Below are 12,133 nucleotides of genomic sequence, written 5' to 3' on the forward strand. Positions count from 1 at the left end.
AAACGGATGACTTGATCGGTTTTGGTCGAATCGCCGCTTTTAAAATCGGCAAGAGCTGAAGTCGGCCGGAAATACAGGGCTACTTCAGAGCATCCCTAGGTAATAAAAGGCCAATGGGGCAAAAAACCACAGCTGGCTGGTGGCCCCGAGCAGATGTGCCATCGGGCCGACGATCACGGCCACGGGTGCAAACACCGACAGAAACCAGGCATAGCGCTTACGGTCGCGGTAACCCGCTTCGTCAGCGATGGCATTGGGCATAACGGCACTCATACGAATCTCCTTGGTTTTGTTATGCGCCAAGCATGCGCCGCCAGGATTGTCGGACAATACCGTTTACGCGGGCAGATAATCGTCATATGGTGCCAACTCACGCTGGATTGTGCAGATCCCAGCTAAATGTCGGGGTGCTTTGAACAGCGCAAATGATCAATTGTGCAGCCACAACGCCGCGCACCCCGCGTGGCCATTTGCGATTACCCACCTCTGCGGAGCCGCCCCATGTCAGACGCCCAAGCCTGGCTGCAACCCTGTGTACATCCGGTGTATGCACGCCTGCTGTGTGCCGATTTACGGCGCTGCGGTTTTGAGCCGCAGGCGATTCTGGAAGGCACGCGACTGGACTGGACGGCGCTGCACAGCGACAACCGCTTTCTTAACTTTGCCCAGTTCCGACGCTTAATACTCCGCGGCCTGGAGTTGAGCCAGTGCCCCTGGCTCGGGCTGCGTGTGGGGGCCAGCACGCAGTTGTCGACTCACGGCGCGCTGGGTGTGCTCGCCATGGCCAGCCCGACGGTGGCACAGGCGCTGCTGGCGGTGCAGCGCTTTACCAGCCTGCGCGAAAACCTGGCCACATTCAGCATCGAACAGGGCGAGCATTTGACCTTACACGTGCATGAAACCGTGCAGAGCGAGGATGTGCGTGAATACGTACTCGGGCACATGGTGGCGGGCATGCTCAATCTGCTGCAAACCGTCAGTGGTCAGGCATTGAGCGAGCAGATCAACATTGCTTGGCCCTTCGCCGAGCCACCGTGGGCCGAGGCGTATCTGGCGTTGTGCCCGCAATCGAAGTTCGCGGCACCCGCGTTGCAAGCACGTCTGCCGCTGGCCTTGCTCGACTGCCCCAGCCTGGCCAGTGATGCCGAAGCACAGCGCTTGGCACTGCGCGATTGCGAGCATCAACTCAAGCAGTTGAAGGGCGGAAGCATCAGCCAGCGTATTCACCAGCGCCTGCTGGCCTGCGATGGTCGCTATCCAACCCTGGAGCAGATGGCGGTGGTGGAGTGCATGGCCGCGCGCACCTTGATCCGCCATCTGCGTGAGGAAGGCGTCACCTATCAGCAGTTGCTCGATAACGTGCGCGAAGAATTGGCCTGCTGGTTGTTGCTGCACAGCGCCATGAGCGTGGAAGCCATTGCCGAGCGCCTGGGCTATCAGGACACCTCCAACTTCAGCCGCACCTTCCGCCGCTGGCTAGGCGTGACCCCGCGTGACTTTCGCCACGGGCAAGCGCCGGGCTAAAGCATGCTCAATCGCGCGTGCTGCATGGTTGAGGGATGTCGCTGCAGCAGCCTCTGCCACAGGTATTTGAGGCAAGCAGCAGAAACGCCGAGGGCGGTGCTCCGGCAACAGGCGTGAAACACGCTTGCGACCAGAACACCGCCCTCGGCGTTACAGTGTGGCTAACCGATCAGGCGTGAACCTGAGACGGATCGCGACGGCTGTCCGGACCGCTCATCTGCGCGGCACCGGTGGTTTCATCCATGGCTTGCTGCAAGGCTTTCTTGCGCTTCTCTTCGGCACGGTGGGCGAAGAACCACACCAGGAAGGTGGCGAAAGACACCGCCAGCAAGATCAGGCTGGCCACGGCGTTGATTTCCGGCTTCACACCCAGACGCACGGCAGAGAAGACTTCCATCGGCAGAGTGGTCGAACCCGGACCGGAGACGAAGCTGGCCAGTACCAGGTCGTCCAGCGACAGGGCGAAGGACATCATGCCGCCCGCCGCCAGCGAAGGCGCGATCATCGGGATGGTGATCAGGAAGAACACCTTCCACGGCTTGGCACCAAGGTCCATGGCCGCTTCTTCGATAGACAGGTCCAACTCACGCAGACGCGACGACACCACCACGGCCACATAGGCCGAACAGAAGGTGGTGTGGGCGATCCAGATAGTCAGAATGCCACGTTCGGCAGGCCAGCCGATCAGCTGCGCCATGGCCACAAAGAGCAGCAACAGCGACAGACCGGTAATCACCTCGGGCATGACCAGCGGTGCGGTGACCAAGCCACCGAACAGCGTGCGACCCTTGAAACGCGTCACGCGGGTCAGCACAAAGGCGGCCATGGTACCCAGCGCTACGGCAGCAATCGCGGTGTAGGTAGCGATTTCCAGCGAGCGCATCACCGCATTCATCAACTGGGTATTGTCGAGCAGGCCGATGTACCACTTCAGCGACCAGCCGCCCCACACCGTCACCAAGCGCGAGGCGTTGAACGAGTAGATGACCAGAATCAGCATCGGCAGGTAGATGAATGCCAAGCCGGCCCACAGCATAAAGGTTGAGAAACTGAAACGCTTCATGCCCGGCCCTCCATCTCTTTGGCTTGGTTGCGGTTGAACAGAATGATGGGCACGATCAGGATCGCCAGCATCACCACCGCCAACGCGGAAGCCACAGGCCAGTCGCGGTTGTTGAAGAACTCCTGCCACAGCACCTTGCCGATCATCAGCGTTTCCGGGCCGCCGAGTAGCTCAGGAATCACGAACTCACCCACCACCGGGATAAACACCAGCATGCAACCGGCGATGATGCCGTTCTTGGCCAGCGGCACAGTGATTTTCCAGAAGCTGTTGATCGTGCTGGAGCCCAAATCGGCGGCAGCTTCCAACAGGCTTTGGTCATGTTTGACCAGGTTGGCAAACAACGGCAGCACCATAAACGGCAGGTACGAGTAAACAATGCCGATGTACACGGCGATGTTGGTGTTCAGGATTTGCAGCGGTTCGCTGATGATCCCGGTCCACATCAAAAAGCCATTGAGCAGGCCGTTGTTGCTGAGAATACCCATCCAGGCGTAAACGCGGATCAGGATCGCCGTCCAGGTCGGCATCATGATCAGCAGCAGCAAAACCATTTGCTTGTCCTTATCGGCACGGGCGATGGCATAGGCCATCGGGAAGCCAATAAGCAGACAAAGCACGGTGCTGACGGTCGCCATCTTCAGCGAGCCTAAATAGGCCGCCAAGTACAACGCATCTTCACTGAGGAAGATGTAGTTGCCCAAGTTGATGATCACCGTGAGTTTGTTTTCCGCCCAGCTGTACACGTCGGTGTAAGGCGGAATGGCCACGTCGGCTTCAGCAAAGCTGATCTTCAAAACGATGAAGAACGGCAGCATGAAGAACATAAATAACCACAGGAACGGCACCCCGATTACCAGGTGCCGGCCCTTGGGCATGCGGCGGCTGATGCTTCGGATAATGTTCATGAGCGCAATGCCACCCCGCTATCGTCCTCCCACCAGACGAATACTTCATCGTCCCAGGTAGGCCGTGCGCCACGCCGCTCGGCGTTGGCAACGAAGGATTGCACCACTTTGCCGCTTGGCAGCAGTACGTGGAACACCGAGTGACCGCCCAGGTAAGCGATATCGTGCACGGTGCCGCGCGACCAGTTGTGCTCGCAGGTCGGCTTCTCGGTGGTAACGATCAGTTTTTCCGGGCGGATGGCGTAGGTGATGCTCTTATCCTGCACCGAGGTGCTGACGCCGTGGCCCACGTAGATGTTACGTTCCAGATCCGGGCTGGCGATTAGCGCGTAGCCTTCCATGTCCTCGACCACCTGGCCCTCGAACAGGTTGACGTTGCCGATAAACTCACACACCAGTCGGCTGGTCGGGGTTTCATAGATGTCGACCGGGCTACCGATCTGAGCAATCCAGCCCAAGTGCATGATGGCAATGCGCTGGGCCATGGTCATGGCCTCTTCCTGGTCGTGGGTCACCATGACGCAGGTTACGCCGACGCGCTCGATGATCTCGACAAGCTCAAGCTGCATTTGCGAGCGCAGCTTCTTGTCCAGAGCACCCATGGGCTCGTCGAGCAGGAGCAATTTCGGACGTTTAGCCAGGGAACGGGCCAGTGCCACACGCTGACGCTGACCGCCGGATAACTGGTGCGGTTTGCGCTTGGCGTACTGGGTCATGTGCACCAGCTTGAGCATTTCCTCAACGCGGGCGTCGATTTCCGCCTTGGGCATTCTGTCTTGCTTGAGGCCGAAGGCGATGTTGTCGGCCACGCTCATGTGCGGGAACAGGGCGTAGGACTGGAACATCATATTGATCGGCCGCTCATAGGGCGGCATGTCGGTGATGTCCACACCGTCGAGGAAGATGCGACCCTCGGTCGGACGCTCAAAGCCTGCGAGCATGCGCAGCAGGGTCGATTTACCCGAACCGGAACCGCCGAGCAGGGCGAAGATTTCGCCTTTATGGATAGTCAGCGAGACGTCTTCAACAGCCACCGTCTCATCAAACTTTTTCGTCACACGCTCGATCTTAACCAGCACCTCTTTCGGTTGCTGATTACCCTCGAGGACCTTTTTATAGGCACTGGAAGCAACTGCCATTACCAAAACTCCCACAAAAGTAGCGCCCGACCACGTTGGCCAGGCGCTTGAAGTTATTTGCCTGACTTGACCTTGGTCCAGCTACGGGTCATCAGACGTTGTACTTTTACCGGCAACTCCGCCGAGATGAACAACTTATCCAGCACCGCTTGCGGCGGGTACACGGACTCGTCATTGCGAACGTCCTGATCCATCAGTTCGCCTGCTTTGATATTGGGGTTGGCGTAACCAACGTAGTCACTCACGCCGGCGATCACCGCAGGTTCGAGCAGGTAGTTGATAAAGGCGTGAGCCTCTTTCGGGCTACTCGCATCGGCCGGCACGGCGAGCATGTCAAACCACAGGTTAGCGCCTTCGTTGGGGATGCTGTAGGCGATCTCGATGCCCTTACCGGCTTCTTCAGCACGGTCAGCCGCCTGCAGGATATCGCCGGAGAAACCGACAGCCACGCAGATATCACCATTGGCCAGATCGCCAATGTATTTGGAACTGTGGAAGTAGCGCACGTGCGGGCGCACGGCCAACAGTTTGGCCTCAGCCTTGGCGTAGTCCGCCGCATTTTGCGTGTTGGGATCCAGGCCCATGTAGTTGAGCACGGCCGGCATCATTTCATCTGCCGAGTCGAGAAAGCTCACGCCGCAAGTGGCGAGCTTCTGCATATTTTCCGGTTCAAACACAGTTGCCCAGGAGTCGATTTTTTCGACACCGAGCACTTCTTTAATTTTGGCCACGTTGTAGCCGATGCCGTTGGTGCCCCACAGGTAGGGAACCGAATACTGGTTGCCCGCATCATTGGCCTCCAGCAACTTGAGCAGTGCCGGGTCCAGATTGTCCCAGTTGCTCAGTTGGCTGCGGTCGAGCTTCTGGAACGCGCCAGCTTTGATCTGCTTGCCGAGGAAATGGTTGGACGGCACCACAACGTCGTAACCGGAACGGCCTGCCAGCAGCTTGCCTTCCAGGGTTTCGTTGGAGTCGAAAACGTCATACAGGGGAGTGATCCCCGTGGCCTTCTGGAAGTCGGCCAGGGTGGTTTCACCGATATAGTCCGACCAGTTGTAGACCTTGACGGTCGGCTCAGCCATGGCGGTGTTACTCAGGCTCAACAACGCAGCCGTGAGCAAGGTTATCCCGTGGGCAATACGCACAATGCAGTCCTCATCAGGTGGGCCGCCTCAAAAAAGGGCGGCACTTTATAGGAAAAGAAGCTCGAACTCAGCGCCCGCTTTTGATGCGGGTCCAGTCGCGGGTCATCCAGCGCTGAACTTCCGGGGTGCGCTCTTCGGCGACATACAGCTTGGCAAGCACGTCATCGGCCGGGTACACGCCTGGATTGTTGCGGATGCTCTCGTCAACCAGGGCGGTGGCATCCTTGTTGGCGTTGGCGTAGGCGACGTAGTCGGTGACCTTGGCAATCACATCCGGACGCAGCAGGTAGTTGATAAAGGCATGAGCTTCTTCAACGTTCTTGGCATCACGCGGAATGGCCATCAGATCGGCCCACATGGTGGTGCCTTGGGTGGGGATGATGTAGATGATTTCATCCGTGTTACCGGCTTCCTCGGCGCGGGCAGCAGCCTGCAGAATGTCACCGGAGTAACCCAGCGCCATGCAGATGTCGCCATTGGCCAGGTCGGCAATGAATTTAGATGAATGGAAATAGGTGATGTGCGGACGCACCTGCATCAACTGGGCGCTGGCTTTGTCGAAGTCTTCGCGCTTGGTGCTGTGCGGGTCGATGCCCAGGTAAGTGAATACCTGCGGCAGCACTTCATCACCGGAGTCGAGCATAGAGATCCCGCACTCGGCGAGCTTCTCGGTATTTTTGGGGTTGAAAATCAGCTCCCAGGAATCAAGCGGCACGTCCTCGCCGAGCAAGGCGCGGACTTTGGTGGCATTAATGCCAATGCCGTTGGTGCCCCACATGTAAGGCACGGAATAGATGTTGCCCGGATCACCCGCTGCCAGGCTTTTCATGACCGATGGCTCAAGGTGTTTGAGGTTCGGCAGCAGCGTTTTGTCGAGTTTCTGGTAAGTGCCGGCACGCACCTGCTTGGCCAGGAAGTGGTTAGTAGGCACGACCACATCGTAGCCCGACTGACCGGTGGCCAGCTTGCTGTCGAGGGTTTCGTTGGAGTCGAAGACGTCGTATACCACCTTGATCCCGGTTTCTTGAGTGAACTCGGCCAGGGTGTCTGGTGCGATGTAATCCGACCAGTTGTAGACCTTGACCTGACGCTCGGCTGCTTGTGCAGCTGAAACACCGATGGCAGCTGCAATCAAGCCAGCCAGGAGGGTAGTACGACGCATGAGTGCATCCTTATTGTTGTGGGAATGATGGGGCGAGTCGCCTCGCCCCATTCAGTAGTGCTAAGCCATTAGCGACCCGACTTAATCTTGGTCCAGCTGCGAGTCATTGCGCGCTGCGCGTTGGCTGGCAGGTCTGGGAAGGTGTAGATCTTGGCCATAGTCGCCGCGTCCGGGTATATGCCCGGGTCGTTACGCAGCACGTCGTCCACCAGAGGCGTGGAGGCGGCGTTGCCATTCGGGAACTGCACAAAGTTGGTGATGTTGGCCATAACCTCTGGCTTCATCAGGTAGTTGAGGAACACGTGAGCAGCCTCAACGTTTTTCGCATCAGCTGGGATGGCCAACATGTCGAAGAAGCTGCCAGCGCCTTCTTTCGGGATGCTGTAGGAGATGTTCACGCCGTTCTTAGCTTCTTCAGCACGGGACTTGGACTGGTACAGATCACCCGAATAGCCGATGGCCACACAGATGTTGCCGTTGGCCAGGTCACCGATGTACTTGGAGCTGTGGAAGTAGGCGGTTGAGGAGCGAATCGAAAGGAACAACTCTTCGGCTTTCTTCAGCTCGCCAGCATCAGTGCTGCCTGGCTTGAAGCCCAGGTAGTTGAGGGCAGCCGGGAGAATTTCGGTCGGCGAATCGAGGAACGACACTCCGCACTCTTTCAGCTTGGCCATGTTTTCCGGCTTGAACACCAAGTCCCAGGAGTTAACCGGGGCATTTTCACCCAGCGCGGCTTTAACCTTGTCGACGTTGTAACCAATGCCGATGGTGCCCCACAGGTAAGGAATCGAATACAGGTTGCCTGGATCGCTCGGATCGAGGGCTTTGAGCAGGTTCTTGTCGAGGTTTTCCCAGTTTGGCAGCTTGGACTTGTCCAGCTTCTGGTAAACGCCGGCTTTGATCTGCTTGGCCAGGAACGGGTTGGACGGCACCACGATGTCGTAACCGGAGCTGCCGGCCAGCAGTTTGGCTTCCAGGGTTTCGTTGCTGTCGAAGACGTCGTAGACGACCTTGATACCGGTTTCTTTCTGGAAGTTTTCGAGGGTGTCTTCAGCGATGTAGTCGGACCAGTTGTAAACATGCAGGACCTTGTCATTCGCGTGTGCGGCACTCACTACAGCCCCTGCAAGGGACAACGCGAGAAGGGTTTTGCCGAATTTTTTCATGCGTACAGCTCCTGTTGTTGTAGGCGTTTGCGGACGATGCGCGTCGTTAGCAGCACCTTCCGGTGAGCCTGACACGCGCATTGGCGCAGTCTGGCAAGGTCACCTGCGGTTGACAACGGTCAGACCAACCCATCTGAAACCAAAGGTTTACAAGCCTTAACTGAGTACCTGTGCGGCCGTCAGGTCGAGGCATTTACGAGCCTTTTCAATCAGTTCATCGATCTGTGCGTGACTGATCACCAACGGCGGCGAAATGATCATGGTGTCGCCTACGGCGCGCATGATCAGACCGTTGTTGAAGCAGTGACCGCGACAGATCATGCCGATACCTACCTCGGCGGCGAAACGCTTACGGCTGGCTTTGTCTTGCACCAACTCAATGGCACCCAACATGCCGACGCCGCGCACCTCACCCACCAGCGGGTGATCGGCCAACTCACGCAAACGCTTCTGCAAATACGGTGCCGCTTCTGCTTTGACACGTTCAACAATTTTTTCTTCGCGCAAAATACGCAGGTTTTCCAGGGCCACGGCTGCGGCAACCGGATGGCCGGAGTAGGTGAACCCATGGTTAAAGTCACCACCCTGGTTGAGCACCTCAACGATGTCGTCACGGACAATCAGGCCACCCATAGGGATGTAGCCGCTGGTCAGGCCCTTGGCGATGGTCATCATGTGCGGTGTGTTGCCGAAGTAATCGCTACCGAACCACTCACCGGTCCGGCCGAAACCACAAATCACCTCATCGGCGACAAACAGAATGTCGTACTTGGCAAGAATCTCGCGGATACGCGGCCAGTAGCTGTCTGGCGGAATAATCACGCCGCCGGCCCCTTGGATCGGCTCGGCAATAAAGGCCGCCACCTTGTCTTCGCCGACTTCGAGAATCTTCTTCTCCAGCTGGTCAGCCGCCCAGATACCGAACTCTTCGGGGCTCATATCGCCGCCTTCACCGAACCAGTACGGCTGCGGGATGTGCACGATGCCCGGAATCGGCAGGTCGCCCTGCTCGTGCATATAGGTCATGCCGCCCAGGCTCGCACCGGCCACGGTGGAGCCGTGGTAACCGTTAACCCGGCTGATGATGACCTTCTTGTTCGGCTGCCCTTTGATCGCCCAGTAATGGCGCACCATCCGCAGCATGGTGTCGTTGCCTTCCGAACCGCTGCCCGTAAAGAACACATGGTTCATGCCGGCAGGCGCCAGGTCAGCGATGGCCTTGGCCAGTTCCAGCGCCGGTGGCGTGGCCGTCTGGAAGAACATGTTGTAGTAGGGCAGCTCTTGCATCTGTTTGGCGGCAGCGTCTGCCAGTTCCTTGCGCCCGTAGCCGATGGCCACACACCAAAGCCCGGCCATGGCATCGAGGATTTTATTGCCCTCGCTGTCCCACAGGTACACGCCGTCGGCTTTGGTGATGATGCGCGGCCCGTTTTCCGCCAGCTGTTTGAAATCGCTGAACGGCGCGAGGTGGTGATCACGGCTCATGGCCTGCCACTCGCGGGTTTTCGGGTTGGTCACTGGTTTCATTGCAACACCTTGTTCACGCGGGCCGCCGTTGGCGTCCCGATTAAATACTGAGGTTGAGTGGCGCGGGGATCACCCACGCCAGCCAACGATTTATCAAACCGACAACAGCAGGAACTCACGCTCCCAGGAACTGATCACGCGCTTGTAGTTCTCGTGCTCGGCGCGCTTCACCGCGACATAGCCACGCATGAACTTGTCGCCCAGATACTTCTCCGCGTCCTTACAGGCTTCCATGCGCTCCAGCGCGTGCTCGATGGTGATCGGCAAACGGAGGTTGCGACGCTCATAACCACGGCCTTTGACCGGGACACTCGGCTGCAGACCGTCGACCATGCCCATGTAGCCGCACAGCAGGGAGGCGGCAAGCACCAGGTAAGGGTTGGCGTCAGCACCGGCCAGGCGGTTTTCCACGCGGCGGTTCTGTGGTGTGGCTTCCGGTACGCGCAGGCCAACGGTGCGGTTCTCTTCACCCCACTCGACGTTCACCGGTGCCGAGGTATCCGGCAGGAAGCGACGGAACGAGTTGACGTTCGGCGCGAACAGCGGCAGCAACTCAGGGATGTACTTCTGCAGGCCACCGATGTGGTGCATAAACAGCTCGCTCATGCTGCCATCGGCATTGGAGAACAGGTTCTGCCCGGTCTTGATGTCCACCACACTCTGGTGGATATGCATGGCGCTGCCCGGCTGATCGGTAATCGGCTTGGCCATAAAGGTGGCCGCCACGTCATGCTTGAGCGCCGCTTCACGCATGGTGCGCTTGAACACGGTGATCTGGTCGGCCAGGTGCAGGGCCTCGCCGTGACGGAAGTTGATTTCCATCTGCGCCGGGCCGTCTTCATGGATCAGCGTATCGAGGTCCAAGCCCTGGATTTCACACCAGTCGTACACGTCTTCGAACAGCGGGTCGAATTCGTTGGCCGCATCAATCGAGAACGACTGGCGGCCCACTTCCGGACGACCGGAACGGCCCATTGGCGCGACCAGCGGGAAGTCCGGGTCACTGTTGCGCTTGGTCAGGTAGAACTCCATTTCCGGCGCAACGATGGGCTTCCAGCCTTTGTCAGCGTAAAGCTTGAGTACATTTTTAAGGATGTTGCGCGGCGACAGTTCGATCGGGTTGCCCTGCTTATCGAAGGTGTCGTGGATCACCATCGCAGTCGGCTCAATAGCCCAAGGCACCATGAACACCGCGTTCTCGTCCGGACGGCAGAACATGTCGATGTCCGCCTCGTCGAGCAGGTCGTAATAGATGTCGTCCTCGACGTAGTCGCCGGTCACGGTCTGCAGCAGCACACTCTCGGGGAGGCGCATGCCTTTCTCGTCGAGGAACTTGTTGGTCGGCGAAATCTTGCCGCGGGCAATGCCGGTAAGGTCGCTGATCAGGCATTCAACTTCGGTGATTTTGCGTTCTTTCAGCCAGCTCGAAAGCTGGTCTAGTTTGGTGCTCATAGAGACCTCAGGGTTGGTGAGAACCGACTTATATATAGTCGGCTCAGCGTTGCCCCGCCTTCTTCCTGCAAGCCTCACCAAAGGCCTGGAAGATGGCGAGATAATTCGGGTTAGATCGTACCTGCCATTCAGGGTGCCATTGCACCCCCAAGGCAAAGGTTTTGGCTCCGCTGACGGAGAAGGCTTCGATCAACCCGTCAGGCGCCAGTGCTTCAACATGAAGGCCCGGCGCCAGACGCTGAACGCCCTGGCCATGAATGGAATTGACTTGAATCTCATCCGGCAAGCCGATGCCGGCGAGCAGCCCACCCGGCTGCACATGCAGCGCGTGGCGCAAACCGTATTGCTGATCCGCTGGCAGCCCTTCGGGCTCGCGGTGATCCATGTAGCCAGCAACCTCCTGCACCTTCTGGTAAAGGGTGCCACCGAAGGCCACATTCATCTCTTGAAAACCACGGCAAATGCCCAGCACTGGGATACCGGCGGCAATTGCTGCTTTAATCAAAGGCAGAGTCGTACTGTCACGCGCCGCATCATGGGCTGTGCCAGGCTCGCTGGCATCGCCGGCGTAGTGGTGGGGTTCAACGTTGGACGGCGATCCGGTAAACACCAGACCATCGAGTTGTTGCAGTAGAAAGGCTTGATCCAGTTGCTCACCGAGCGCTGGAATGATCACCGGGAGACCGTTCACCACATGGATGATGGCCTGCAGGTATTTATCACCGGCTGTGTGATAGATGTTGTGCCCGATCTGTTTAGTACAGGCACTGACGCCGATAATCGGCTGGCGAGACATGAGACACCCGTTTTATTGCTGTTATGGGTTTCGACCGAGCTTAGCCTTGTTCATTTTTTTTCACAATAGTCATGTAAAAAATTGAACACACCCCACTGAGCAGCCCGGTAGACAAGGGTTACAGCAGGACAGTAATGCCCTGTAATGCCCTAAAATTGGCCACGAAGCCCTCTTTTGGGGCAAAATGCGCCTCCCTTGACAGTCATGGGTGTTTAAGATTGACTCACACCCGTGCAATTGCATGATTGATA

At 58.0% G+C, this 12,133-nt stretch carries 11 protein-coding genes; 1 reads left to right on the forward strand and 10 read right to left on the reverse strand.

Features of this window, described 5'->3' with window-relative positions:
- Window positions 1-84: 84 nt before the first annotated feature.
- Window positions 85-273, reverse strand: a complete 189-nt coding sequence (locus tag AUK77_RS13890) for a hypothetical protein (protein ID WP_296130616.1) — start codon at window positions 271-273, stop codon at window positions 85-87.
- Window positions 274-501: 228 nt separating this feature from the next.
- On the opposite strand from AUK77_RS13890, the gene AUK77_RS13895 reads away from it, so the two are divergent.
- Window positions 502-1,524, forward strand: a complete 1,023-nt coding sequence (locus AUK77_RS13895; RefSeq protein WP_296130618.1) for an AraC family transcriptional regulator — start codon at window positions 502-504, stop codon at window positions 1,522-1,524.
- A gap of 169 nt (window positions 1,525-1,693) precedes the next feature.
- On the opposite strand, the gene AUK77_RS13900 is transcribed toward AUK77_RS13895, so the two are convergent.
- The 9 genes from AUK77_RS13900 to AUK77_RS13940 form a co-directional block, all read right to left on the reverse strand.
- On the reverse strand, window positions 1,694-2,587 hold the full coding sequence (locus AUK77_RS13900; RefSeq protein ID WP_296130619.1) for an ABC transporter permease subunit: 894 nt from the start codon (window positions 2,585-2,587) through the stop codon (window positions 1,694-1,696).
- Complete coding sequence (locus AUK77_RS13905) at window positions 2,584-3,465, reverse strand: ABC transporter permease subunit (protein ID WP_296130667.1); 882 nt, start codon at window positions 3,463-3,465, stop codon at window positions 2,584-2,586. Before AUK77_RS13905 ends, AUK77_RS13900 begins: the two co-directional genes overlap by 4 nt.
- A 26-nt stretch (window positions 3,466-3,491) precedes the next feature.
- Entirely contained in the window at window positions 3,492-4,634 is a 1,143-nt protein-coding gene (gene potA, locus AUK77_RS13910; protein ID WP_296130621.1) for a polyamine ABC transporter ATP-binding protein, read from the reverse strand.
- 53 nt (window positions 4,635-4,687) lie between these two features.
- A complete protein-coding gene (locus tag AUK77_RS13915; protein WP_296130668.1) occupies window positions 4,688-5,716 on the reverse strand; it encodes a polyamine ABC transporter substrate-binding protein in 1,029 nt (342 codons plus the stop codon).
- A gap of 130 nt (window positions 5,717-5,846) precedes the next feature.
- Complete coding sequence (locus AUK77_RS13920) at window positions 5,847-6,941, reverse strand: polyamine ABC transporter substrate-binding protein (RefSeq protein ID WP_296130623.1); 1,095 nt, start codon at window positions 6,939-6,941, stop codon at window positions 5,847-5,849.
- 68 nt (window positions 6,942-7,009) lie between these two features.
- A complete protein-coding gene (locus AUK77_RS13925) occupies window positions 7,010-8,107 on the reverse strand; it encodes an extracellular solute-binding protein (RefSeq protein ID WP_296130624.1) in 1,098 nt (365 codons plus the stop codon).
- 156 nt (window positions 8,108-8,263) lie between these two features.
- Window positions 8,264-9,634 (reverse strand): aspartate aminotransferase family protein, encoded by a 1,371-nt coding sequence (locus AUK77_RS13930; RefSeq protein WP_296130626.1) that lies wholly within the window; start codon window positions 9,632-9,634, stop codon window positions 8,264-8,266.
- 93 nt (window positions 9,635-9,727) lie between these two features.
- On the reverse strand, window positions 9,728-11,086 hold the full coding sequence (locus AUK77_RS13935) for a glutamine synthetase family protein (RefSeq protein ID WP_296130628.1): 1,359 nt from the start codon (window positions 11,084-11,086) through the stop codon (window positions 9,728-9,730).
- 43 nt (window positions 11,087-11,129) lie between these two features.
- Window positions 11,130-11,882 (reverse strand): gamma-glutamyl-gamma-aminobutyrate hydrolase family protein, encoded by a 753-nt coding sequence (locus tag AUK77_RS13940; protein ID WP_296130629.1) that lies wholly within the window; start codon window positions 11,880-11,882, stop codon window positions 11,130-11,132.
- Between the last annotated feature and the right edge of the window lie 251 nt (window positions 11,883-12,133).

The sequence above is a fragment of the Pseudomonas sp. Ga0074129 genome, assembly GCA_001465025.1.
Lineage (GTDB): Bacteria > Pseudomonadota > Gammaproteobacteria > Pseudomonadales > Pseudomonadaceae > Aquipseudomonas.

Bases quoted from the DNA above. Each gene is read 5' to 3' on its own strand.
- AUK77_RS13895 (WP_296130618.1), top strand. From the start codon at position 502: ATGTCAGACGCCCAAGCCTGGCTGCAACCCTGTGTACATCCGGTGTAT.
- AUK77_RS13930 (WP_296130626.1), bottom strand. From the start codon at position 9,634: ATGAAACCAGTGACCAACCCGAAAACCCGCGAGTGGCAGGCCATGAGC.
- AUK77_RS13890 (WP_296130616.1), bottom strand. From the start codon at position 273: ATGAGTGCCGTTATGCCCAATGCCATCGCTGACGAAGCGGGTTACCGC.
- AUK77_RS13920 (WP_296130623.1), bottom strand. From the start codon at position 6,941: ATGCGTCGTACTACCCTCCTGGCTGGCTTGATTGCAGCTGCCATCGGT.
- AUK77_RS13900 (WP_296130619.1), bottom strand. From the start codon at position 2,587: ATGAAGCGTTTCAGTTTCTCAACCTTTATGCTGTGGGCCGGCTTGGCA.
- AUK77_RS13940 (WP_296130629.1), bottom strand. From the start codon at position 11,882: ATGTCTCGCCAGCCGATTATCGGCGTCAGTGCCTGTACTAAACAGATC.
- AUK77_RS13905 (WP_296130667.1), bottom strand. From the start codon at position 3,465: ATGCCCAAGGGCCGGCACCTGGTAATCGGGGTGCCGTTCCTGTGGTTA.
- potA (WP_296130621.1), bottom strand. From the start codon at position 4,634: ATGGCAGTTGCTTCCAGTGCCTATAAAAAGGTCCTCGAGGGTAATCAG.
- AUK77_RS13915 (WP_296130668.1), bottom strand. From the start codon at position 5,716: ATGGCTGAGCCGACCGTCAAGGTCTACAACTGGTCGGACTATATCGGT.
- AUK77_RS13925 (WP_296130624.1), bottom strand. From the start codon at position 8,107: ATGAAAAAATTCGGCAAAACCCTTCTCGCGTTGTCCCTTGCAGGGGCT.
- AUK77_RS13935 (WP_296130628.1), bottom strand. From the start codon at position 11,086: ATGAGCACCAAACTAGACCAGCTTTCGAGCTGGCTGAAAGAACGCAAA.